The organism is Peribacillus sp. FSL P2-0133 (genome assembly GCF_037975445.1).
GTDB classification, from domain to species: domain Bacteria; phylum Bacillota; class Bacilli; order Bacillales; family DSM-1321; genus Peribacillus; species Peribacillus simplex_E.
This window is the reverse complement of record NZ_CP150254.1, coordinates 1348267-1373302: the sequence shown is the minus strand read 5'-3', so window position 1 is coordinate 1373302 and position 25036 is coordinate 1348267. Positions and strand designations below refer to the sequence as shown.

The 25036-nt window shown below is 39.8% G+C and carries 23 protein-coding genes; 7 read left to right on the top strand and 16 right to left on the bottom strand.

Going from position 1 to position 25036, the window contains the following annotated elements:
- Positions 1-143 precede the first annotated feature (143 nt).
- Both fabI and mgtE read right to left on the bottom strand, forming a co-directional pair.
- Complete coding sequence (gene fabI, locus MKY17_RS06585; protein ID WP_098371280.1) at positions 144-917, bottom strand: enoyl-ACP reductase FabI; 774 nt, start codon at positions 915-917, stop codon at positions 144-146.
- Positions 918-1050: 133 nt separating this feature from the next.
- Positions 1051-2391 carry a magnesium transporter gene (gene mgtE / locus MKY17_RS06580; RefSeq protein WP_339202322.1) on the bottom strand — a complete coding sequence of 447 codons (1341 nt, stop codon included), beginning with the start codon at positions 2389-2391 and terminating at the stop codon, positions 1051-1053.
- Between the two features lie 152 nt (positions 2392-2543).
- Between mgtE and prpE the strand changes: the two genes are divergently transcribed.
- The gene (prpE, locus tag MKY17_RS06575; RefSeq protein WP_098371281.1) at positions 2544-3287 is read left to right on the top strand and encodes a bis(5'-nucleosyl)-tetraphosphatase PrpE; all 744 of its coding nucleotides are present in this window, start codon (positions 2544-2546) and stop codon (positions 3285-3287) included.
- Between the two features lie 95 nt (positions 3288-3382).
- On the opposite strand, the gene MKY17_RS06570 is transcribed toward prpE, so the two are convergent.
- From MKY17_RS06570 to MKY17_RS06560, 3 genes are read right to left on the bottom strand one after another with little or no spacing between them, the layout of a single operon-like run.
- On the bottom strand, positions 3383-4297 hold the full coding sequence (locus MKY17_RS06570; RefSeq protein ID WP_098371282.1) for an RluA family pseudouridine synthase: 915 nt from the start codon (positions 4295-4297) through the stop codon (positions 3383-3385).
- 17 nt (positions 4298-4314) lie between these two features.
- Positions 4315-5109, bottom strand: coding sequence for an NAD kinase (locus MKY17_RS06565; protein WP_053534153.1), 795 nt, complete (start codon positions 5107-5109; stop codon positions 4315-4317).
- A gap of 50 nt (positions 5110-5159) precedes the next feature.
- The gene (locus tag MKY17_RS06560; RefSeq protein WP_034314484.1) at positions 5160-5780 is read right to left on the bottom strand and encodes a GTP pyrophosphokinase family protein; all 621 of its coding nucleotides are present in this window, start codon (positions 5778-5780) and stop codon (positions 5160-5162) included.
- A gap of 314 nt (positions 5781-6094) precedes the next feature.
- Here MKY17_RS06560 and MKY17_RS06555 point away from each other — a divergent pair, with 314 nt between their 5' ends.
- The 4 genes from MKY17_RS06555 to MKY17_RS06540 all read left to right on the top strand — a co-directional run bounded on the left by MKY17_RS06555 (position 6095) and on the right by MKY17_RS06540 (position 8893).
- Positions 6095-6673, top strand: a complete 579-nt coding sequence (locus MKY17_RS06555) for a CYTH domain-containing protein (RefSeq protein ID WP_339201534.1) — start codon at positions 6095-6097, stop codon at positions 6671-6673.
- Between the two features lie 31 nt (positions 6674-6704).
- Positions 6705-7364 carry a lytic transglycosylase domain-containing protein gene (locus MKY17_RS06550; protein WP_339201532.1) on the top strand — a complete coding sequence of 220 codons (660 nt, stop codon included), beginning with the start codon at positions 6705-6707 and terminating at the stop codon, positions 7362-7364.
- A 234-nt stretch (positions 7365-7598) separates the two neighbouring features.
- Positions 7599-8003: a globin gene (locus tag MKY17_RS06545; RefSeq protein ID WP_053534150.1), complete on the top strand. Its 405-nt coding sequence runs from the start codon at positions 7599-7601 to the stop codon at positions 8001-8003.
- A 23-nt stretch (positions 8004-8026) separates the two neighbouring features.
- A complete protein-coding gene (locus MKY17_RS06540; RefSeq protein WP_260398031.1) occupies positions 8027-8893 on the top strand; it encodes a ClpXP adapter SpxH family protein in 867 nt (288 codons plus the stop codon).
- A gap of 939 nt (positions 8894-9832) precedes the next feature.
- Here the strand turns inward: MKY17_RS06540 and pepF are convergent.
- From pepF to MKY17_RS06510, 6 genes are all read right to left on the bottom strand, one after another.
- Positions 9833-11650: an oligoendopeptidase F gene (gene pepF, locus MKY17_RS06535; protein WP_339201529.1), complete on the bottom strand. Its 1818-nt coding sequence runs from the start codon at positions 11648-11650 to the stop codon at positions 9833-9835.
- A 192-nt stretch (positions 11651-11842) separates the two neighbouring features.
- The gene (locus tag MKY17_RS06530) at positions 11843-13051 is read right to left on the bottom strand and encodes a competence protein CoiA family protein (protein WP_339201527.1); all 1209 of its coding nucleotides are present in this window, start codon (positions 13049-13051) and stop codon (positions 11843-11845) included.
- Positions 13052-13145: 94 nt separating this feature from the next.
- Entirely contained in the window at positions 13146-14654 is a 1509-nt protein-coding gene (gene cls / locus MKY17_RS06525; RefSeq protein ID WP_339201525.1) for a cardiolipin synthase, read from the bottom strand.
- 119 nt (positions 14655-14773) lie between these two features.
- Positions 14774-15442 (bottom strand): adaptor protein MecA, encoded by a 669-nt coding sequence (mecA, locus tag MKY17_RS06520; protein WP_098371288.1) that lies wholly within the window; start codon positions 15440-15442, stop codon positions 14774-14776.
- A 494-nt stretch (positions 15443-15936) separates the two neighbouring features.
- Complete coding sequence (spxA, locus tag MKY17_RS06515; protein WP_034314502.1) at positions 15937-16332, bottom strand: transcriptional regulator SpxA; 396 nt, start codon at positions 16330-16332, stop codon at positions 15937-15939.
- A 901-nt stretch (positions 16333-17233) separates the two neighbouring features.
- On the bottom strand, positions 17234-17815 hold the full coding sequence (locus MKY17_RS06510; protein ID WP_098371290.1) for a GNAT family N-acetyltransferase: 582 nt from the start codon (positions 17813-17815) through the stop codon (positions 17234-17236).
- Positions 17816-17911: 96 nt separating this feature from the next.
- Between MKY17_RS06510 and MKY17_RS06505 the strand changes: the two genes are divergently transcribed.
- The gene (locus MKY17_RS06505) at positions 17912-18100 is read left to right on the top strand and encodes a hypothetical protein (protein ID WP_098371291.1); all 189 of its coding nucleotides are present in this window, start codon (positions 17912-17914) and stop codon (positions 18098-18100) included.
- Positions 18101-18151: 51 nt separating this feature from the next.
- On the opposite strand, the gene MKY17_RS06500 is transcribed toward MKY17_RS06505, so the two are convergent.
- On the bottom strand, positions 18152-19297 hold the full coding sequence (locus tag MKY17_RS06500; protein ID WP_260398029.1) for a putative glycoside hydrolase: 1146 nt from the start codon (positions 19295-19297) through the stop codon (positions 18152-18154).
- A 573-nt stretch (positions 19298-19870) separates the two neighbouring features.
- Here MKY17_RS06500 and trpS point away from each other — a divergent pair.
- Positions 19871-20857 (top strand): tryptophan--tRNA ligase, encoded by a 987-nt coding sequence (gene trpS, locus MKY17_RS06495; protein ID WP_098371292.1) that lies wholly within the window; start codon positions 19871-19873, stop codon positions 20855-20857.
- A 34-nt stretch (positions 20858-20891) separates the two neighbouring features.
- Here trpS and MKY17_RS06490 read toward each other — a convergent pair whose 3' ends face one another.
- The 4 genes from MKY17_RS06490 to MKY17_RS06475 all read right to left on the bottom strand — a co-directional run bounded on the left by MKY17_RS06490 (position 20892) and on the right by MKY17_RS06475 (position 24889).
- Positions 20892-21647: a YjbA family protein gene (locus MKY17_RS06490; protein WP_034314514.1), complete on the bottom strand. Its 756-nt coding sequence runs from the start codon at positions 21645-21647 to the stop codon at positions 20892-20894.
- A gap of 108 nt (positions 21648-21755) precedes the next feature.
- The gene (locus tag MKY17_RS06485; protein WP_098371293.1) at positions 21756-22526 is read right to left on the bottom strand and encodes a DUF2268 domain-containing putative Zn-dependent protease; all 771 of its coding nucleotides are present in this window, start codon (positions 22524-22526) and stop codon (positions 21756-21758) included.
- A 138-nt stretch (positions 22527-22664) separates the two neighbouring features.
- Positions 22665-23903, bottom strand: a complete 1239-nt coding sequence (fabF, locus tag MKY17_RS06480) for a beta-ketoacyl-ACP synthase II (RefSeq protein WP_098371294.1) — start codon at positions 23901-23903, stop codon at positions 22665-22667.
- A gap of 50 nt (positions 23904-23953) precedes the next feature.
- Positions 23954-24889: a beta-ketoacyl-ACP synthase III gene (locus MKY17_RS06475; protein WP_098371295.1), complete on the bottom strand. Its 936-nt coding sequence runs from the start codon at positions 24887-24889 to the stop codon at positions 23954-23956.
- Between the last annotated feature and the right edge of the window lie 147 nt (positions 24890-25036).

Here is a 25036-nt window from a genome sequence, read left to right as displayed (position 1 = left end):
AGTATGGTGGGGATTAGCGGAGAAAACTAAAACATTTGAAGATGAAAAAATCGGAAAGATTTCAATTGAGGATGTAGCAGTTCATACCTGCAAAGTGGACAATCAACAAAAAAAGGGACCGATATCGGCCCCCTCAATTACTGTCATCCGATTATATGATAACCAGAATCCACATGGATATTTTCCCCGGTAATTCCGCGGGACATGTCACTTAATAAAAATACTGCCGTATCCCCTACTTCTTCCGGAGTCGTTGTACGACGGAGCGGTGCTTCTTCCTCAATCTTCTTTAAAATTGTATTGAAGTCACGGACACCTTTAGCGGATAAGGTACGGATTGGACCAGCTGAAATTGCATTCACTCGGATGTTATCTTTGCCAAGATCACTTGACAGGTAACGGACATTGGCTTCTAGTGAGGCCTTGGCCACTCCCATTACATTATAATTTGGCATGACCCGTTCACCGCCAAGATACGTCATTGTGACAATGCTGCCACCATCCGGCATGATTTCCTTCGCCGCTTTAGCTACAGCCGTCAAAGAGAATGAACTGATATTATGGGCAAGCAAGAACCCTTCACGGCTCGTGTTGACGAACTCGCCGTCCAGCTCTTCCTTGTTAGCAAATGCGATACTGTGTGCCACGCCATGAATGATACCTGTTTCTTCCTTAATCATCGCAAAACATTTTTCAATGCTTTCATCCTTCGTTACATCACATTGTAAAATGGCGGAAGGCTCCCCTTCCAATGTAGAAGATAGTTCCCTAACGCTTTTTTCCGTACGGTCTTTTCCGTAAGTGAATATCAGCTTTGCACCTGCTTTATGTAAGGAACGGGCAACTCCCCATGCAATACTTCTTTTATTCGCTACACCCATTATGACAAACGTTTTTCCCTCTAATGAAAAAGTCATCGTATGTGACCTCCTATTTTTAATACAAGTTATTAGTACCTGCTACTAATGATAGTATATCAAAATTCCTTTGATAAAAACACCGTTTTCTAAAGTCCTGTGGGAATAGCCCTCCAAGAGGGCCTTCATTGACTTATAGTAAATAGCCCATTAATAATGTTGCTAATCCGAAATAAATAAGAATACTGATAAGGTCGTTGATTGTTGTAATGAAAGGACCTGAAGCTACCGCTGGGTCGATTTTCATTTTATGCATAAGAAGCGGGACGATTGAACCGGCAAGTGTGGCCACGATTAGAGTTATGAAAATGGAAATACCGACTAATAATCCTAGCATTAAATCACCTTGCCAAAAATAGACAATGAAAGTGATGGCAATTCCACATGTCAGGCCAATAATAAGGCCAGTTCCAGCCTCTCGAAAGACCAGTTTCCACTTGCTTTCTTGTTCTAATTCACCTGTTGCGATCCCTCTGACCGCTACTGCCAATGCTTGTGTTCCTGTATTTCCAGCCATGCCGCCAATCAATGGAATAAATACAGCAAGAATCGCTTTTTGACTTAGTGTTTCTTCGAATCGGCCGATCAAACTCGCAGTCAGCAAGCCTAAAAATAAGAGGATGACCAACCATGGCAGCCGTTTTTTTGCAGCGGAAAATGGACTCTTATCAACATGATCAAGATCAGAGATACCTGCCAATTTAGAATAGTCATCGGATGCCTCTTCATCCATGACGTCAATGATATCATCAACCGTTATAATCCCTAATAAATGGTTTTGGAAATCGACGACTGGCACGGCAAGGAAGTTATAGTCCCTTATTTTTCGTGCCACCTCTTCCTGGTCTTCAGATACAGGTACGGAAACTACCCTGTCATCCATTAAATCACCGATTAAAGCATCTTCATCAGCAATGATCAATGTCCTGAGCGATAAAACACCAAGCAACTTCTTATCCTGATCGGTTACGAACACATAATAAATTGTTTCCGCTTCCGGAGCTTCCCTTTTTAAGATCTGCATGGCTGATCGAGCGGTTTCATTTGCTTCAATGGCAATGAATTCTGTCGTCATGATACTTCCTGCCGTAGATTCCTCATAGTTCAGAAGCTCCTGGATTTCACTTGCCGCTTCATCATTCATGATGGTCAAATAGCTGACTGCCTGCTCATCATTGATTTCATTCAGGACGTCAGCCGCATCATCCGCATACATATGGGAAAGCATATCGGCTGCGTAAGTAGGATTCATTTCAGCCAACAGGCTTTCGTAATCCTCTTCATCTATTTCTATATTTTCAAAAAGGTCCGCCATTTCTTCCGGTGACAAATATGTGTAGACGACAGATCTGAATTCATCTGACAAGCTTGTATAAAATTGAGCCTGATCATATGGATGCATTTCAAGGAACTCCGTACGAAACTGATCTAGACTTTCCGTTTTTAGCGCTTCAAGCAAAAGCTCGTTATTCATTTGACTATTCTCCCGCTCCCGGTCCTTCATCTCCTCCATAACCATACACCTCCTAAAACATATTTTTTCATTTCCTCGTTTATATTTTATTTTTTTAAATAATACTATACTAATACCATAAACATATACAAAACAAACAAAGGGTGTGTCAAATGAACATCGATATCATAGGGGACATTCATGGATGTTTCGCTGAATTCAGGCAGCTGACCGAAAAAATGGGCTATACATGGGAGACTGGGTTTCCTGTACATCCCTCTGGAAGAATTCTCGGCTTTGTAGGGGATTTAACCGATCGCGGCCCAAACTCCCTTCAAGTAATAGAGGTTGTCCATGAATTAGTCATTAACCAAAATATAGCAAGGTATGCCCCAGGTAACCACTGCAATAAATTGTATCGTTATTTTTCAGGCAATAAAGTTCAAATTTCACACGGTTTAGAGACTACTGTAGCTGAATATGAATCACTGAACATTCGGGAGCAGAAGAAGATCCGAAAAAAGTTTATGGATCTGTATGAACGTTCCCCACTTTATCAACTCATCGATAAAGGGCGATTGATCATTGCCCATGCAGGAATTCGCAGAGACTATATTGGCCAATATAGCAATAAGGTAAAAACCTTTGTCCTCTATGGTGATATCAATGGCTCCAAACATCCCGATGGGTCACCGGTCAGGAAAGACTGGGCACAATCATACAAAGGGGAAACATGGATCGTATATGGACATACACCAGTCCCTGAAGCTAGACGAGTCAATCATACATATAATATTGATACAGGCTGCGTCTTCGGTGGAAAACTGACGGCTGTCCGTTATCCCGAAATGGATCTTCAAGAGGTGCCTTCTTCCATGCCATATATAGCGGAAAAATTCAGGACATCTTTTGATTAACCAAAAAAACTCGCCATCTTGGTGAGTTTTTTTTGCGTCTATGAAGTTTTTTCATAATCTTGGTTTCGTTTAATGCAGCCCGGACGGATATAAAGTCAGGAATCCCATCCTTTACTTCCCTCGAGCAAACGGGTCATATCTTCTGGTAACTCTTCTTGAAACAACATCATCTTCTTGGTGAAAGGATGTAAAAATTTCAATTCAAAACAATGAAGGGCTTGGCGAGGGATACCTCTCCTGTTCCCTCCATATAAATCATCACCAGCCAGCGGGTGACCAATATGCGCCATATGGACCCTGATTTGATGTGTACGCCCTGTTCGGAGTTCCAAATTAAGGAATGTATGGGACTCTGTATGTGCCAATACCTTAAATAGGGTACAGGCATACCGGCCATCCTCCCTGACTTCCCGTTCAATGATGCTGGTCGATTTTCGTCCGATTGGCGCCACTATCTCTCCTACAGGTCCTTCAACGATTCCTTCAGCTACGGCTTGGTATCTCCGTTTAACCTGTCCTGATTTTTGCTGTTCACTTAAAAGATGATGGATATGCCGGTGCTTGGCAATTAAAACCAAACCTGATGTGTCCCGGTCAAGACGTGTAACTATATGGATCGTCGCCTGTATTCCCGTCTTCCTATAATAACCCGCCAGGCCATTCGCCAGACTGCCGTTGGGATGCTCGCGGGAAGGAATGGTATTCATGGAAGGGGGCTTGGCCACCACCAATACAAACTCATCTTCATACCTGACATTCAGGGGGATGGGTTCCGGCAAAAGACCTTCGCTTGCCTGCTCCGGCGGAAATATGACGGTGACGATGTCGCCCGTTTCAATCCGTTCCCTTACGGTCACTTCTTCGCCGTTCAACTGGATATATCCACCTTTAAACTTAATATCCGTTAATGCTCGTTTTGAAATATCGCATTTGCTGAGAAACTCTCGCAATAAAGAGCCAGAATCCTCTTCAAAAACCGACCAGGTCAAAGAAAAGTTTTGATTTGACATGAGGTGAATCTATCTCCTTAATTAGCAATAAATGAATCATGCACTCTTTTCCAGAAAGGAAAAGGGCGGAATCTGGCAAATCGGATCTTTTCATCTGCCACTCGGCACTGTATCGACTTTACATTTTCCTGAAGCAAGGACAAATGGTCGACCGTAATTTGAAAATTGACCGCATTGACCGGCCTGAACATACACGTATGATGTGCCGGCAGCAGAAGTGGAGATCCTACCGTCCTAAACACCCGGTTATTAATGGATGCCAATTCGGTAATCTGGATAGCATCGATTGATGGATGGACGATGGCACCGCCAAGCGCCTTATTATACGCCGTGCTTCCAGATGGCGTCGCAATGCATAAACCATCTCCACGGAACGTCTCGAAATGCTGGCCGCGTATTTCAACGTCCATGACAAGCGTCCCTTCCACACTTTTGACCGTCGATTCATTCAAAGCCAAAAATCTTGCTTCCCGTCCTCCATGCTGATAACGGACAATCGTTTCGAGCAGTGGATATTCCACTATTTGAAATGGGGTTTTAGCTAAAGCTATCACCAATTTTTCAATTTCATCAGGGGTCCAATCTGCATAAAAACCAAGATGTCCTGTATGTACACCGACAAAGGCAGTTTTATCCAATCGATTCTTATAACGGTGAAAAGCATATAATAAAGTGCCATCACCACCGACAGAAATGACAATATCCGGCTGATCTTCGTCATATTCCAAATGAAAGTCCTGAAGATACGTTCGCATCCTTTGCATTAAAGTATTCGATTTCGCATCTCCTTTTGACGTAATCGCAAATTTCATGTAATACCACCTCACAAATTAGATTTCTTCTCGTTTACCCATTTATGCGTTCAAGAATCTTTCTTCCTGGAAAAAAGACGCTGTGCTTCCTGGATTTCCGTACGGATTTGCGACATCTCTGCATCAAGCAGGAAGGCCGCTTCCGCTGCACGTTTGAGTCGCAGTTGAATATCTTCCGGGAAAATGCCTTTATATTTATAATTCAAAGAATGTTCAATCGTTGCCCAAAAATTCATCGCAAGAGTCCTGATTTGTATTTCGGCAAGGATATTTTTTTCGCCATGGATCGTCTGGACCGGATAGCGGATTACAACATGATAAGAACGATAGCCGCTTGCTTTTTTATGGGAAATATAATTCCTCTCCTCGACTATCTCGAAGTCATTGCGACCTCGTAAAAGTTCAACTACCTGTTCGATATCATCCACGAACTGGCACATCATGCGAAGCCCTGCAATATCCTGAATTTCAGTTCCCAATTTATCAATGGGAATATCCTTCAGGCTCGCCTTATCCAAAATGCTGACAATCGGCTTTACCCTGCCTGTTACAAATTCGATCGGCGAGTGAATATTCTCTCTCTCAAACTGTTTCCTTAATCCCTTTAGCTTAACCTTTAATTCTTCGACAGCCTGAGTATAAGGCGCCAAGAAATCGTCCCAACTCTCCATTGCCACACCACCTATATCTATCTAAAAAGCGCCTGTTCAACTCTGGTATGGGCAGAACGCTCTCCTAAATCCAGCAGTCACATGACTTATGCCAATTCACCGCTGGATCCTATTTCTTTTTCTAGCAAAAAGTATGTATTTAATTTCTATATATACGATAATCCATTTTTCGTGCTCAACGTTTATATTTTATCATATCCTGCAATTGATTCCTAAATATTCAAGTATAATAGCAAAAATTATTGAATTCAATTTGACAGCTGGAATGGTTCTTATATGATTAACCTAAGAATCAGTCAGAAAGGATGGAACACATGAACCAGCATATTGAAATTGAATTTAAAAACCTTTTAAGCGAAAAAGAATTTCGTCAACTGATCGAATACTTTCATCTCGGGGCATCGAACTTTAAAACCCAGAAAAATCATTACTTCGATACACTCGGATTCACTTTGAAAAATCAAGATTCTGCGCTTAGAATCCGGGAGAAAAACGGGCGTTACGAGCTGACTTTAAAACAGCCCGCTACAGAAGGATTATTGGAAACGAATCAAGATATTCCTGAAGAAACCGCATATGCATTTCTGTATCATAACACATTCCCTGATGGCGAGATCCAACATCTTATCCTCGAATGCGGAATTGATCCAAAAGATTTTACCTGCTTTGGGACACTAAAGACAGACCGTCTTGAATTTCCTTACAAAGAGGGTTTACTTGTATTAGATCATAGTTCGTATTTGAATCAGGAAGACTTTGAGCTTGAATATGAAGTGACGGATGCAAAAGCCGGGAAAAAAAACTTCCTGACCCTCCTTGAAACCCTTCAAATTCCGGTAAAGGAAACCGAAAATAAGGTTAAGAGGTTTTATCGCGCCAAATTCCAGGAATAATCCTGTTTGAACCCATTCGGAGGTGGAGAGTTTGAAAATCCAAGATTTCAAAACGTTTATGGAATTACAAGCAATCCAGCAATTCACAAATAGCAGCATCACAAATACAAATTCATCTCGATTCGTTTTCCAGGACATGCTCTCGGAACTGGTTTCGGGTGATGCTCTTGAAAGCACTTCGCAGAAATTGGGTTCCTTATTATCCAATGTGGACGCGGAAACGAAATCCTTTCTTCAACCCGGCGGCCTAACATCCATGAACATCAACACGATATCCGCTGCCCATCCTAACAATCAGAGCAGCAGCGAAACCGCAACAAACTATGATCATATAATCAGCCAGGCGGCCAGTTTATATAATCTCCCGGAAAAACTGATTAAGTCTGTCATTAAACAAGAATCGAACTTCAACCCTGAAGCAACCAGTTATGCGGGTGCTACTGGCCTTATGCAGTTAATGCCAGCAACTGCAAAAAGCCTTGGGGTGGATGATGCAACCGATCCAGAACAAAACATCATGGGCGGGAGTAAATATTTAAGTCAAATGATGGAACGATATGACGGGGACATCCAGGTTGCCCTTGCTGCTTATAATGCAGGGCCAGGAAACGTCGATAAATATAACGGCATCCCGCCCTTTAAAGAAACTCAGAACTATGTTCAAAAAGTTTATGGGACATTTTCAAGCTAAAGCAAGCTGACCTTGTTTATTTGTGACGGGTCAGTTTTTTTCATGTCTATATATGGCTTCTTCCACAAACCCAGAACAAATGGGAGAGCCCCCCAAAGGTGTAATTTCCGATCATCCCCCTGTGTCATACTACAGATGTAAAATTTTCTTTAAGCTATATATTTGTTATATCAGTACGTCATTGATAAAATATGAATAAATATCAACCATCTTTCTTTAAAAGGAGTAATCAACATGATGCAAGGGAACCCTACACCATATGAATTAATTGGAGAAGGGCAATTACACAAATTAATTGATGTGTTTTACTCCAACGTTAGTCAGCACCCGGATCTGCAGCCAATATTCCCTGACGATTTAACTGAAACGGTCCGTAAGCAAAAACAATTTATGACTCAATATTTAGGCGGTCCCTCTTTATATACCGAAGAGCATGGCCATCCTATGTTGCGGGCTCGACATATACCTTTTGAAATTACACCAGAACGTGCGAAAGCATGGCTTTCATGCATGTATCAAGCTATGGACGAAGTTGGCCTTGAGGGTGAGATTAGGGAGTTTTTCTATCACCGCCTCTATTTGACGGCACAGCATATGATCAATACATCCGGAACTGACGGGAAAGGAGAAGACAGTTGAGCGCACAAAAACCAGTTTTCAATATTTCCGATTGGATCAAGACGCAGCATTGCTATGATATAGGAAAAAAGCCAATTGAAATTTATGTTTTTGTTGATCCGCTTTGTCCCGAATGCTGGGGCTTAGAACCAATTATTAGGAAATTACAGATAGAATATGGCCAATTGTTCAGTTTACGCCATGTTTTAAGCGGTAAAATCGATTCTCTTAATATGGGGAAAAATAAAAATTATGAAAACATTGCTCAAGTTTGGGAAAAGACAGCCAGCCGCTCGGGAATGTCCTGCGACGGGAGCCTTTGGTCTGAAAACCCAATCTCTTCTCCATATACAGCTTCCATCGCAATAAAAGCAGCGGAATTGCAGGGGCGTAAATTGGCCATTCGCTTTTTAAGGCAGCTTCAAGAATATGTATTCATAGGAAAAAAGGATATATCCAATATCGAAGTCTTGACCGAATGTGCCAAAATGGTTGGACTGGATGTGGAGGAATTCCTTTATGACATCAATTCTTCCAGTGCAGCCAAAGGCTTTCAATGTGACATGAAAATCACAAGCGAAATGGAAGTAACTGAAATACCTTCCCTTGTCTTTTTCAATCAAAATATTGAAGAAGAGGGAATAAAAGTTTCAGGTGTCTATTCTTACGAGGTATATGTTCAAATTTTAGAAGATATGCTCAATGGTCTTCCAGCCCCTGCAAAACCCCCCTCTCTCGAAGAATTTTTAAGCTGTTTCAAACTAGTGGCCACAAAGGAAATTGAAACTGTTTATAATATGAATAAGAATAACGTCGAGTTGGAAATGAAAAAGCTTGTTTTAAAACAGTTGGCAGAGAAGATTCCTGCTAAATACGGAACGTTTTGGAGATATACAAAGAAGCAGTCATGAATTTGACTGCTTTTTTGTTATATTTAAAAAGGAAAAACCATGCAAATCAAAAGATTGCATGGTTTTTTTTATAAGAAAATAAGGGGATGGGAGAAATTTTTCACGATCAAACAAAGGGGTATAAGTTTGTTTGTGATTCACTTCACAATAAACAATATAACAGATAACCCAGTTATGTTTCAACTGTATGTGTAACATTTCACAAATTGTTCACAATATATATTTTTCATTTTTTAATTATCGTTTCTGGTATATATAGCTAAATAAGAGCCAATTTTTAATTAAAAGACATAAGTGTTTTTGATATCTGATAAGCGTGGGAATGAATCTAATTGTGAAGTGAATCACAAGAAATATTAGATCATTTGTTTTTATTTCCTAATCTTTCGTACAACTTTTGTTACAACCGGCGTCATTTTGTTCTTTTTACTTTTGATGCAAATGAAAAACCCCGGCAAATCACGAAATTTGCTGGGGTTTTCATCTATTTATACGAATAAGGGGATAGGAGAAATTTCACGACGAACAAACAAAGGGGTATATGTTTGGGATGTGATAACTTCTATATCTGTACTATAGCAGATTATACACCTTAATTGCAAGAACTTTGTGCGCAACTTCACATTATTGTCATATTCTTAGAATACTGCTTATTTTAAAACATACTATCTAATAAAGCGCAGATGAGCTTTTACTGCGGCCAGGTTGGAGGTGACCAAATTGAAAGGCTTTATTCTACTTATACTCTTGATAGGGTCGCTATTTGTCCAGCTGCTCGGTATCATGAACCTCATTCCTCTGTATTTTACCTCCCCTATTTTATTTTTTGTTTTCTTCATAATTCTTCATAGCTTAAATCAGAGAAATCGTTTTAAAGGATTATGACGGACATTCATATAAGTTGAAAAGGACCCGAAGTGCTCGGGTCCTTTCCACATCCTATTTATTCAAAAGCTCTTCCAACTCATTTAATTTTTCTTCGAATACATTCATGGCTTCTTGTACAGGTTCGGCTTTAGTCATATCGACGCCAGCCTTTTTGAGCACTTCAATCGGATAATCGGAACTTCCTGACTTCAAGAACTCCAGATACCTTTTGACAGCAGGCTCTCCTTCTTCAAGGATTTGCTTGCTTAATGCTGTTGCTGCACTGATTCCAGTTGCATATTGATAAACATAGTAATTATAGTAGAAGTGTGGAATGCGCGCCCATTCCAAACCGATTTCTTCATCAATGGTCACGTTCTCTCCAAAGTATTTCTTGTTCAGCTCATAATATTCCTTAGTAAGCATATCCGCTGTCAACGCTTCCCCATTTTGAGCTTTTAAATGAATCGTATGTTCAAACTCTGCAAACATCGTTTGCCGGAACAATGTGCCGCGGAAACCTTCCAGGTAATGATTCAATAAATAGATGCGTTTCTTTTCATCTTCGATTGAATTCAGTAAATAATCGTTCAACAAGTTTTCATTACAAGTTGATGCAACTTCCGCTACAAATATGGAATAATTCCCGTATGGATATGGCTGATATTTACGTGTATAGTAGCTATGAACCGAATGCCCAAATTCATGAACGAGCGTGAATAAGTTATTGACGTTATTTTGCCAGTTCATTAAAATATAAGGATTCGTCCCATATGTACCAGAAGAATAGGCACCGCTTCGTTTCCCTTTGTTTTCATGCACATCGACCCAACGGTTTTCAAATCCCTCTTTCAAAACGTTCAAATAGTCCTCCCCAAGCGGAGCAAGACCTTTAAGGACATAATCTTTGGCATCGTCATATGTCACTTCCATCTTCACTTCTTTAACAAGAGGAGTGAATAGATCGTACATATGAAGTTCATCTAATTTCAGTACTTTTTTACGTAAATCAAGATAACGGTGCAGTAATGGCAAGTTGTCATTGACCGTTTTAACGAGATTATCGTATACGGTCTCCGGAATGTTATTATTACTTAACGCCGCTTGGCGTGCTGATTCATATTTTCGAACCGTGGCATTGAAGTTGTGGTTTTTCACCTCACCTGACAGGGTTGAAGCAAATGTATTACGGAACTCTCCATACTTGCTGTATACCCCTTTAAATGCCTCCTCACGTACACGGCGATCTTCACTCTCAAGAAAACTGATATACCTTCCGTGAGTAATTTCCACTTCATTTCCCTCTTCATCCTTGATGGTCGGGAATTTCAAATCGGCATTGTTAAGCATTCCGAAAGTATTGCCCGATGCATCAAGTACTTCTGATGCTTGCGCCAATAATTCTTCCTGCTCTGCAGATAAGATATGGGGTCTCTGAAGATTAATTTCCTCTAAAGAATGTTTGTATAATTTCAGATCTTCTTTTTCTTCCAAAAACCCTTCCACTTTGTTTTCATCAATACTCAATAGTTCAGGAACCATAAATGAAAACGCAGCCGCTGCCTGGGCGTATAAAGCTTTTGCCCGATCCTCCATCCCTTGATAAAAAGGATTGGTTGTATCTTGATCATTACGCATATGTGAATAAGAATAAACTTTCCCTAGCTTCTCGAATACCTCATCTTGGAGTTGAAGGGCCGCAAATAATTTTTCTGCGCTTTCTCCCAACGTCCCTTTATGTCCCTCCGCTTTCTTGAGGTCTTCTTTTACCGCTTTGAAGGCAGCTTCCCAATCTTCCTCGGTTGCGAAGATATCTTCCAGTCTCCAAGTATCTTCAGGAGCTATTTCACTTCTTGAAGGTAATGTATTCGCTTTTGTTTCCTGTGCCATAAAAAAATTCCTCCCCATTCTATAGAAACTTGCCATTGGGCTAACTCGTTAAACCGGATCGAACGCTGCAATACTTCATTCGGCGTTCATTCTTTCTTAAAGTTTTCTTAATTCCCAGTTCTTATTACTATTTCTCCATTAACAAAAATAATCCTGCCCTTTCATCTGAATTCAAGATAAATAGAGATGTTATCACTGATTATACTGGATATTCTCCTTTTCCATCATCAATTTATGCTTATCATAGAAATTTTTTTCCAAAATTTGAGCTTGATCACTGGTGAAGGGAAGGGTAATTTCCCTTTCAACTTTAAAAACCCCTTCTTTCAGCTTTGATAGATAACCAAATTGCTCCAAAAGCATGATATATTGACCTACAGGATACTCGATGGGTTTCTCATGAAGCAATGGCAACGGTCTGAACTTTATATCCCCTTTTTTTGAACGCTTTCTAAAAATATGAATAATATCAGCTATAAAAATCTTTTCCCCTGTTCTTTTCTCTTGAAACACATCCATGTATAACCATGCCTGCCATTCGATTGAGGCTGTTTCGATCAACAGCATCCCTCTGACGGGAACACCCACTTCAATTGGAAGTGTCGCAGGTGAAATATGATGTAAATATAGCCCTTCGAAAAAAGGATCGCATCTCCGTGCTGTTTTCATTCGATGAAGGGACCAGCCATTTCGTTTATATCTCCATGCAGGCAGAAAAGGGAATCGAAAGCAGTTTTGGGGCAATGCCCGACTAGGGGGAAGGAGCTTTAAAGAAGCTGTTGTCAATTCGGCAAAGACGGTTCTGGGGGTAAAAGGAGTGAGGTTTTTCAATACTGATAAATGATCAGTTTCCGGACAATACATCCAAAGAAAAGGATGATGGAAGCTGCCGGTGACGAAGAGCCAGTGGAAGCGGGATAAACTGAATTCATACAAACTTTTCCTTTTTAAGCGTTTTGCTGCGAGAATCCAAATTGGCTTGATGCCTATGCTTTGATAGGCTTTTGTCCTTTCCATGAATTCAACCTCTGGGATAACTGAGCATTGAAATTCTATTGCATAGCGATTACCTCCTATCACAGCTAAAATATCAGCCCTTTTCTTAATTTCAGGAAGGTAGGCTTCTAAATCCACTTGATAACCATGTGATAAGAACCACTGAAACAATTTTCTTTTTCCCATTAAATGATAGGCGGATTCCGGTTCTGAAGAAGCGCGGCATGACGAACTATTTTTATGGGCGAAATGCGGGATCCTGACTTTTCCCGCTTTGATGGTCATTTCCATCTTGCAGCATGGACAGTAATAATCTGCTGACTTTCTCCATTCATCAATCACGTTTGCCGGTATCTTTTCAGGGAGGGTAATCCATGTCCCATCCTTCTTTATCGCAGTTAGCATACATCTCCTCCTCTTCCACTACATTCGCCTGCTTCGCTTAGGATTCCTTTTAATCCGCAAAAAAAAAATGCCTGATCGGCATAAGAGAAAGAATCTAAAGAAGGGGTGAAAGCAATCGGCAAGTGGACTCCAAAACTTTCAAACCGAAATTCCGTTTGGAAAACGCATCAATCTCCACTTCTTGGGATACCTTTATATCTTCCAAAAAATCATTCACCAGCTGCTGAGTACTTTCCGTCCGGTAGAGAAAAGCATTGACTTCGAAATTCAGGTTAAAGCTTCTCATATCCATATTGGTTGTCCCAATTGATGCCAATTGTTCATCCACGATGATGATTTTACTGTGCATGAAGCCTTCATTATATTGGAATATACGAGCTCCGGAAGCAAGTAATTCGGGAAAATAAGTTCTCGAAGCATGAAATACGATACGTTTATCGGGGTTCTTCGGGACGAGCAGCCGGACATCCAAACCACTTAAAGCAGCCACCTTCAATGCTTGTAAGATATCGTCATCAGGAACGAAATACGGGGAGGCTATCCAGACGGACTTTTCTGCTGAAGTGATCATCTTAAAAAAAATGCTTTTAATGATCGTCCACTCACTATCAGGTCCGCCGCCAATCAATTGAATTCCGCCATGTCCGTGATGGTTCGGCAGTCCGGCCATGAGATATTCATCACTTAAAAAACTAGTATTGGTGCTATAATACCAATCCTGCAGAAATATGAGCTGTAAAGTTCTGACCGCTTCCCCCTTTATGATAAGGTGCGTATCCCGCCAAGAACCGAATTTCCGATCTTGTCCCAAATATTCATCCCCAATATTGAGACCGCCGATGAAACCGACAGAGCCATCTATCACAATTATTTTACGATGGTTACGAAAGTTGAATTTATTATTTAATAAAGGGAGATGCAACGGACCAAAGGCCACCATTTCGGCTCCCGCATTCTTCAGTTCATCGATATAAGAGCGTGCTAACTTCCAAGAACCAACCGCATCATAGAGAAATCGGACCTCTACCCCTTCTTTTACTTTTTGTATCAAGATGTCTTTTAACAGTCCGCCAATGCGGTCATCCCTAACAATATAATATTCTAAATGAATATGATGTCTGGCTTTTTTTAATTCTTCGATGATATTGGAAAATGTCTCCTCACCATTCCTTAAAACCCGGGTTTCAGTCTGAAATGAAATAGGGCTATTCCCCAGCCTATTTGCAAGAGTGATTAACTGCTGAGGGTTCTCGCCCATTTCCTTAATTCGTTCATTATAATCCGCTTCGCGGCTTATTTTCACGAAACTCTGTTTGTCCAAAAAGTACTTCTTGCGAAATATCCTCTCTTTCCGAAAATTACGGCCAAACAAAAAGTAAAAAATGAAACCGATGAATGGGAAAGCGCCAAAAATAACAAGCCATGTTATGGTCTGGATGGGATCTCGGTTTTCCAGGAAAATGTTGAATCCAATTATCACCAAGAAAATGGTCAATATAAGACTAGAATAAAAAATCAGCCCTCCATCGACGCCATTTATTAGAAAATGCCATGAACTGACCAACAAGAGAATAAGCAGACCGACGCCAACTATATTCTTCACCTAGACTACCTCCAATTAACAAACAAACACAGGCATATTTGAAAAACCTCCATGCTAAGGCAAAAAACACTTAATCTTGGACGAAAAGGCCGATTTCTACTGAAATCGGCCTCAACAGTCTATGCGAAATATTTATCGACCGTTGTGAATACATCATTTTCGATAACTATCTTCCCGTACTCTTCAAGCATGTGCACCGTTATAGGTGACTCCTGACTATATTCCAATAAAAGACTTAAAACATTATCGATTTCTTCCTCATCAATCTCCGCCTCGGAAAATTCGATATAAAGATAATATTTATTCTGATAAACATAAAGTTTTGTTGTCCAGTCATCCAAGCCATGACGCTTGCTTAATGAAATGACATCTTCAAAATCCTCGAAAGTCGTGATGAATTCAATTATACCATCCTCGAATGTCATACCGCTTTCTTCATCTTTACCATGAAAATGTTGATCAAGAAGCGTATCCATCTTGTCTGATACATTCAAATCCCTTAACTTATCATCTGAAAGAGGCAGCTCGAGTTTCTGACCATCTTTGGCAAGCTGGGCTTTTGTGACCAAAACTTCCAAGCCTTTTTCAAGGGCTTGAACTTGAATCCATAAGGGTCCTTCAATCATGAATTCTTCTTCTTGATGCACTTCATCCATCATTTCCCAAAAAAGTTCCTCACTTCGCTCGCGGCTGTACCAAATTTCTTCGCGATCAAAGCCTCTTTCCTCAATATCTATATAGGAAATATAAAATTTAACTGTATCGTCATTAATGCGTTCGATTTCCATGATTCCCCTCTCCCTTCCTTTCTCATTTTGAAGGGATAATAACCCCCAAGCGAAAATTGCTCTTAAAAGCTCTTTACCCGTAAGTGAATACTGTAAATCATGATAGTCATTAAAACAGACTATTTTACATCATTTTATGACAAAACCTTGAAGAAGGGAAATAAAAAACATTACTTATCTAAAAAACAATTGTTTGCCTAATATTCCATTCATTCTATAAAATAATTCATCCTCATGCAACTATCCTAATGCTTTATTCAATTTTAATCTTACTGCCATTAATGCCTTATTATATACACAGAATGATGAGCTTCATTCTTTATTTTTTCTTTAAATGATGACAGGTTCAAGGGACCTTCTGCAAATCCAAAACGTCTGCTGTCGCCTAAGGATTCTTTTATGTTCCCCTTCATTAAGTTAAAAAAATCAGCGGAAAATCGTTATGTATAAAGAAAAAGCCCTGCACATTTCCTGGCAGAGCTTGAAAGACCTTATTAGTTGACCATACGTTGTGCTTCCCGTAACTGGAAGGTACGGACTTTACGTGGTAAAAAGCGTCTTATCTCATCTTCATTATAACCAACTTGAAGCCGTTTCTCGTCAAGGATAATTGGACGTCTCAACAGACCTGGATTCTCCTTGATCAATTTATATAATTCTTGAAGAGGCAGGCTCTCTAAATTTACATTTAACTTTTGGAAAGTTTTTGACCGTGTTGAAATGATTTCATCGGTTCCATCTTCTGTCATTCGAAGAATTTCTTTAATCTCATCAATCGTTAACGGTTCTGAAAAAATGTTTCTTTCTTTATATCCAATCTCATGTTCCTCTAACCATGCTTTTGCTTTTCTGCATGAAGTACAACTAGGTGATGTATATAATGTTACCATGTTTACTCACACTCCCTAAATATAGAATCGGTGATCTATGAGGGGAAATCTACTATTAGTATTCATAAGTACCACTCTAATTTGAAATAATTTTAAATAAGTATTTCATTTTCTTTATTATACACTAATTTATTTAAAATGAATACCCTTTTTGATATTTGGAAAAATCCTTTTAAACTTCTAGTTTAGCCTGTACTATAGCTTTTTCCGTTTTTTATGTAATACATTAAAACCGCTTTTTCTAATTGAAAATACCTACCTACCATTCTCATTTAACTCTCATTACGGCCCTCATGATTTTTTAAATAACTCGTTACTTTTATTTACCCCCAATCTTTTTCAATAAACAAGATCATGTTAATATATTTTCTTTAATCAAATGCAAATTCCTCCTTTTACATTAAAAACCATTCTTTTAGCACATATATTTCCAAAAGTAAAAAAATAATTCGAAAGAATCAGCGATAAGGGAGCATTCTACCATCCAAGAAGTTATAGAAATTCATTTTACCGTAAAATATGAACAATAAGAAAAGACAGATTGCCTACAGTCTAAAAAACGATCCAGTTGTTTTCAGAAATCCGCTCCCTTTCCGCCGACTGTGGGGTCTTGGCGGAGCCAGTTTTTCGGCAGGAGTGTCGCAAATTTCTTCACTCTAGTGTGGGTTTCATCCCATATTAATCATGAGGGGAACCAAACCTTCTTTTAAAATCATGGTTCGGGGTTCGAAGATTCCTTTTATTGACAAATTTTAAGAAAAGACAGTTTGCCTCAATTTTCAAAAAATGTTCCGGTTGTTTTCTGCTGGAACACTTTTTCGGCCGTTCACGCAATTTTTTTCCTTTACTGTACTTTTTCCGACAAATTAAAAAGGGCCGGTGAAACAACCGGCCCTTTTTCTCAAATTTGCACCTCTTTAAAAATATCCGTTTCCTGACCTGCATTCAAGCTTAGTACATCCTCTACATCTTGATAAGATTTCCCATAAAGATCATCATCTTTGTAAGTATGGATTTCAGAATAAATCTCTTTCATGAAATCAAATACGTCTTCTTCATCAACAGATGGGTTTGCAGGCCAATATAAGATTTCCATAGGCGTATCCTCCTTGGTTGCAAGCGATTTTCGGCTGTAGGAAATCGAAGAGGCGTGCCGGAATCCTTCCCTTTTATAAAATTTCAGCCTTTTAAATGTGTCATCATCATTTTCTTGTACTGGTTCTACTTCCAGCAAGATCGTTTTCTGCTTTTTTTGCAATTTTTGAATCAATTTCCTCCCTAGTCCCTGCCCCCTTGTTTTCTTAGATACAAAAAGGTAATCAACGAATATAAACTCTTCCCCTTCCACATACAATAAAACATGGTCGGGACCTTCATCTTTTTTATAAATTTCCTGTTTATCTTCTAAAAGAACTTCTATATGTTCTTTGGACTTCATTTCTTCAATAGGGAAATACTGATTTAGCTTTTCATACCAATTCATAATTTAATCTCCTCATTTGCTAGTTTATACTTTCCAGATTATTTCTTATCCACTACAATGGAACTTGAATAGCTTGAAAATATTAGGAGGGTTTTGATGGTCAATTACTTTTTGGACTTTTTTTTAGTCGCTGCTTGCGTTATTGGCATTACAGCTGTGAATGGCGTTGTGACGAATGGCATCGGCGAAAAATGGTTTGGCGGGAAACGTCACTCTCATATTTTCGATCAATCGAAACGAATTCAGTCAGGGTGGAGTCAAGTTGGCGGGAATAAAAAGCGGTAATTCAGAGAGAATATGGATGACCGGAAGAAACTTCCTAGGTCATCCTTTTTTTCATGGGGTATAGTCTACTCCCTTTGTATATCGATTTGCTGCATTCCATAACAAGTATTCATCAATACCATTGTCATTCAATGCTTTTATTTGGGCTTCCACTTCTTCCTTACCATACCTTTGGTAATTCCCCTCTCCTAAATATGAGGCAGTAAAATCTTGTAACCAAGGCCTTGAAGTAGGTGGTGTTTTTAATTCCTTCAGCTTCCCGTTTTCTAATTTCGCATATTCCTTAACGAGATTATAAGGCTCCAAATCAGGCTTATCGATACCAAAATAAGATGTCCAGTGACTCGGATAGATCATCGAGGAAATTACATCAACATTCTCAGAAATTTTTGTAAAGTTTTGCCCAATTCCGGGAGCTTCAGGCAATGTAGCCGCATATCCAAAAATATCCACTGACACTTCCACACCATATGGCTCCAGTTGTTTCCTCGCATAACTTACGAAATCTGTCACTGCCTGAACCCTTTTGGCTGTATTACTCACTTTCGCTTCATCATATTCACCTACATCATATTTCAAATCATCTTCTTTATTTTCGAATCCTTCGGGGAAACGGACATAGTCAAATTGAATTTCTTTAAAACCCATCTTTGCCGCTTCAATGGCAATACCGACATTATAATCCCACACCTCTTTTAAGAATGGGTTAACGAAGGCTTCCCCTCGACCATTCTTCCATACCTTTTCTCCATCTAAAAAAGACAATTCAGGCTTCTCTTTGGCCAAATGGGAGTCTTTAAAGACGACTACCCTTGCAATCGGATAAATCTGTTTATCCTCAAATTTTTTCAGCATTGATCTTGGGTTTTTTATGTAGTCTTTACCGATCCCAGCATATGGAGAATCGGGATCTTCGGGTTTATAAGTAACGTTCCCCCTGTCATCCTTAATGTCAATGACCATCGCATTCAAATCGGTTTCATCTACATATTTAATAAGCTCATTCAATTTATTGCCACCCGCTGCAGGCCCTGTCACATATATTCCGCGCACAGCATCCGGATAGTCAAATTTCAACCCCGAATCAAAAACAAAACGCGGTACGCTCACAGGCAATTCTTTATTTTCTAATGCCACCTGCCTGGTTTCGTTCATGCTTTGCGCATGAACTGGCTGTTGAATCAGGAATATGCACATACCTGTCATCAACCATTTACACATTGGTTTCATTTTCTCCACCTCATTCGCCATCAGTCATCAATATTCAACAAATATAATAAACCCCTTTCTTTAATACCACAAACAATTAACTTTACTCCTATATATTATAAATAATTAAAAAAACTGCCTTACAATGTTTCAACCTTAAGAATACGTTCATAATCCTGTATTCCCTTGTGAGTATCCTTCCCTAAAATGGTCTGCTCATTGTGATATATGTTAAACGGTTTGATTTTCCTTGAACCCTTCATTTCTTCCATGTCAAAAAAAAGAAACGGAAAATCCTTTCTATTGGCTTGATTGCCGTTTCGATTATACATTTAATATGAATAAATGCTAAAATACAGTATAGTGGACATTTCGTATTCTCAGAATGGCATCGATACAGGACAAAACGGCCCTCCACAAGATTTTAATGAGCGTTTTTCCCCATCACAGGGGCACGCACATTTCTTTCAAAGAAAGTGGATTCATTTTCTATTTATCCTTACAATAATGAAGAGCGAATATCCATTTATCAATAAACGTATTTAGAGGAGTGACTAGCAGTTGAAAAGGATTTTCTCCGGCATTCAGCCATCCGGTTCCGTTACTTTAGGAAATTACATCGGAGCCATGAAACAATTCGTTAACTTACAAAATGAATATGAATGTTTCTTTTGTATTGTTGACCAGCATGCAATTACAGTTCCACAAGATCGCATTAAGTTAAGGAAAAACATTAAAACATTGGCCGCTTTATATTTGGCCATTGGTTTGGATCCTGAAAAGAATACCATCTTCATTCAATCAGAAGTACCTGCGCATGCTCAGGCAGGCTGGATTTTACAAAGTATATCCTATATAGGGGAACTTGAGAGAATGACGCAATTTAAGGACAAATCCGCTGGCAAAGAAGGGGTATCCGCAGCACTGCTTACATACCCGCCGCTGATGGCTGCCGATATTCTCCTTTATAGTACAGATGTGGTTCCTGTCGGGGAAGATCAAAGACAGCATCTTGAATTGACACGCGATTTGGCTGAACGGTTCAATAAAAAGCATAATGACATTTTTAAAATTCCGGAAATCAGCCTCCCTACAGAAGGGGCCCGTATCATGTCCCTTCAGGAACCAACCAAGAAAATGAGCAAATCTGATCCTAATAAAAAGGCAACGATTGCCTTATTGGATGATCCGAAGCAAATCGAAAAAAACATCAAAAGCGCAGTTACCGATTCGGAAGGAATTGTCCGTTATGATAAGGAAAACAAAGCGGGTGTTTCCAACCTGATGTCCATATACTCCATCTTCAGTGGAAAATCCTATTCAGAAATTGAAGAGATGTATGAAGGTAAAGGTTATGGTGACTTTAAAAGTGATTTGGCTGAGGTGGTTCTTGGAGAAATCCTACCAATCCAGGAACGCTTTAATGAATTGATCGATTCGCCTGAATTGGATGAGATTCTGGACCGCGGTGCAGAAAAGGCGAATATTGAAGCCAATAAAATGATCAGAAAAATGTATAATGGCATGGGACTTGGCAGAAAGAGATAAAAAAAGACGATCCTCATCGGATCGTCTTTTTTGTTCATAATATCGATGGGCTATCGCCGGCCTCCACTTGCCAAAGCTTTTCAAAAAAAGGCTGCCCCTTCACAAGGTTTTCACAAAGTTGAAGATGCTTCTCTGACCAGCCTTCCTTCATTTCTTCATATAACTCAAGCCAAGCTATCTGAAAATCCATTTCTTGAATGCTTTCATATTTCTCAGGGGCCCATTCTGTATACCAATAGCGGATTTCAGCTGTGTTTTTCGCAGTGAATAATTGGTCCATGGCCATGAATAGCAATTGCTTAAGCTGTCTTTCTTTTCTTGTCAAACCGTTCATGAATAAGGGAGACGGCGACAAAATATGATATTCTTTCTCAGATGTAGGTTTTTCAGTAAAGGTGTAATCCATCTCATCATGGTTTTCTATCATGTCATAAACAATTTGTTCCTGCCGGGGAATTATTCTGCTTTTCCTAATCGGAATATGATAACCTATCGTATCAACAGCTAAAATTCCATTTCCATCAGTCACGATAAAACAATAGTCAAGCTGAATTCTTTCATGATTTTTCCTTGCATATGCTTTTTGATAAACATCATTGAGCAATGGCTTAGGTAATTCTGACAAGTCGTTCTCTATGTAGTGGAACAATGTTGATGACACTTTCAACAAAGGAACTTGATCTAGTAGTTCGATCCCGTCATCCTTCCTCCATTCATGAAAATGACAAATATTATAGCCGTTTTCTTCTCCTTCAAACCAGTTAACCCATACATCATGAAGATATAGCATCATTCATCCCTCACTTAAACAAATTTCTGTTTGTCAATCAGTATAGGCAGGAACCATACAATTTATTCCTATTCTAGAAAACAGATTAAGAAAAAAAGAACGTATATATTAACTCTTTTTTGATAAGAATTCTTCAGACTGGATAATGAATGATCTTTTCACAGAGAGCTTTTCAAAATTTTTCACCAGGTAATAGCCACTACAGTATCCAAGCATATACGGATATCCTTTCGCCCCAAGGAGAAGTGTATCATGAAGAGGATCTGTACGTTTTATCATGTGCTTTTCCTCTAAATGCTTGTTCCAAAATTCCCGTAGTTTATCTTCCTGATATAACTTAGTCCATTTCGCTAAAAATTTTGTTCCTAAATATTTTCCCACCGTTCTTTCCGCCAGTCCTTCCATGATCATCGTATCCAGGAGAGTGTATTCTTTTTCGCCCTTTTTCAAATGATGCAGACGGCAAACATGATGATATTCATGAATCAACAGGGCCTCCATTTCCTTTTCGGCCATCCCCGTGCCGTAAAAAAGGAATAGTTTATCTTTAAATGCCAACCCTGACTTCGTTTCAACTTTTTTATTCCATATCCCTGAAGACATGAGCGGAAAAATATATATGGGAACATCAGGCCCTCCCCAAAGCTTCTTATAGGCTGTAAACAAGCTTTGAGTTTTTTCCCATGCATTATTTTCTTTTAAGTCTTTCCATGTGAGTTTGGTTTTTTGATTCGGCGAATACATGCCATGCTTTAATAAATGATGATAAATCATGTTCGAATCAAGGGTATTGTTGAATGTACTTTTAAGTCTTTCCATCATCTGTACCGGGCGGTTGAAATCCTTCATCATCCATTCATCGGTTGAAATGACTCCCATTTCCCATACACCTCCGCTTCCTATTGACTATCGTATGATTTTAAGAAGGCGGTTGACACATTTTATATCCCTCGCATTTGCATTTTCCCTTCAAAATAAAAAGAGCAGATCCCAAAGGATCTGCTCTTCCTTCATAACTTATTGATACTTCTTGAAAAGAATGGTTGCGTTATGTCCACCGAATCCAAGTGAATTACTGATGGCTGCATTGATTTCGCCCTTCCTTGCTTGATTCGGAACATAGTCCAAATCACACTCAGGGTCTGGTGTTTCAATATTGATGGTTGGAGGCAATATGCTGTCCCTTATTGCCTGAATCGTGAATATTGCTTCCACACCGCCTGCTGCCCCTAACATATGGCCTGTCATCGATTTAGTGGAACTTATTGCAAGTTTATTAGCATGGTCGCCAAAGACTTCTTTGACTGCCATCGTTTCGTATTTGTCATTGTATGGCGTACTCGTTCCGTGGGCATTCACATATTGGATGTCTTCCGGATTCAAACCTGCATCCTCAATTGCAATTTTCATTGCTCTTGCCCCGCCTTCTCCACCTGGTGCCGGAGCGGTAATATGGAAGGCATCTCCAGTTGAGCCATAACCAGCTATTTCAGCATAAATCTTGGCTCCTCTATTCAATGCATGTTCAAGATCTTCCAGAACGATAATTCCAGCTCCTTCCCCAATTACGAAACCATCACGATTAAGATCAAAAGGACGGCTAGCCGTTTGTGGATCAGGGTTGGTCGATAAAGCCGTATTTGCACAAAAGCCTGCAACCGACATTTTTGTGATTGGCGCTTCGGCCCCGCCTGTGATCATGACATCGGCATCGCCCCGTTGTATGGCTTTAAACGCATCACCAATTGAATTTGTTCCTGTTGCACAGGCTGTTACCGTACATGAATTGATTCCTTTAGCACCCAGTAAGATAGAAACCTGGCCGGCTGCCATGTCCGGAATCATCATTGGAACGAAAAATGGGCTCACCCGTTTATATCCTCTGTTTAAAAAGTTTTCATGCTGTGTTTCAAGTGTCTCCAGACCGCCGATACCCGAACCGATCCAGACCCCGACACGTGCAGCATTTTCATCGGTTATTTCCAGCTTGCTATCATTATATGCCATAACGGAAGCTGCAATTGCATAATGGGTAAAACGGTCCATTTTGCGTGCTTCTTTACGATTTATATATGTCTCTATATCAAATTCCTTGATTTCAGCAGCCACTTTAACGGGGAATTCCTCAGCATTCAAACGAGTTAAAGGTCCTATTCCCGATTTCCCCTCGATTATATTCTTCCATCCAGTTTCTGCATCATTACCAACTGGAGAGATTGCTCCAATACCTGTTACAACTACACGGCGTTTAGTCATTAAAAATGGCTCCTTCCTATTTTTAAAGCACTTACGTTTTGCTTCTTCTTTTATTTACCCCACCTAAGAGCGATCGCTCCCCATGTAAGGCCACCACCAAAACCGACCATGACGATTAAGTCATTGTCCTTGATTCTTCCCGCTTCCATTTCTTCCACAAGGGCCATTGGAATGGACGCTGAAGAAGTATTCCCATATTTATGAATCGTTTTTGTCATTTTTTCAAGCGGGAGATCCAATCGTTCCCTTGAGGCTTCCATAATGCGTATGTTTGCTTGATGCGGGACAAGCAGATCCACATCTTCTTTTGTCAAACCAGCTTTGTCCAATACACTCAGGCTGGATTCCCCCATCTGACGGACAGCAAATTTAAATACTTCACGTCCATTCATATGAATGAAATCTCCTTCCTGTAATAAGTGCTTCCCACCGGTTCCATCTGCTCCTAATTCAAAGGAAAGGACTCCTTTGCCTTCAGATACAGGTCCAAGTACAACTGCACCCGCTCCGTCACCAAAAAGTACAGCAGTATTGCGGTCTTCCCAATTGGTTACTTTCGAAAGTTTTTCAACACCGACAATCAACACATGCTTATATGCACCTGACTTAATAAATTGCTGTGCCGTGATCATTGCATACATAAAACCGGCACATGCAGCACTTACATCCATTGCAGCTGCCTTCATCGCTCCCAATTTCTCTTGAATCATGCAAGCGACAGAAGGAAACGACTGATCAGGTGTAACAGTAGCTACAAGAATTAAATCTATCTCTTCAGCAGAAATTTCCGCATTTTTCAATGCAGCTTTTGCGGCTTGATAAGCCATATCTGATGTATCAATATCATCATTTGCAATTCTTCTTTGCTCAATACCCGTCCTAGTCCGGATCCACTCGTCGGAAGTGTCCATAATTTTTTCTAAATCCGCATTTGTAACGATTTTGTCGGGTAAGTAGCGGCCAAGCCCTAGTATTCCAGCATTCATCTTGCCATCCCCTTATATTTTTATGAGTTATTATAATCATCTATTATTACCTGGTACTAATTTTATATAAAAAAAGACTTCCTTGCAAGAGTTAACAGTTTGAAAGGCTAAAGAAATCTCTTTCAGAAGTCGGTCAAGCGCCTATGC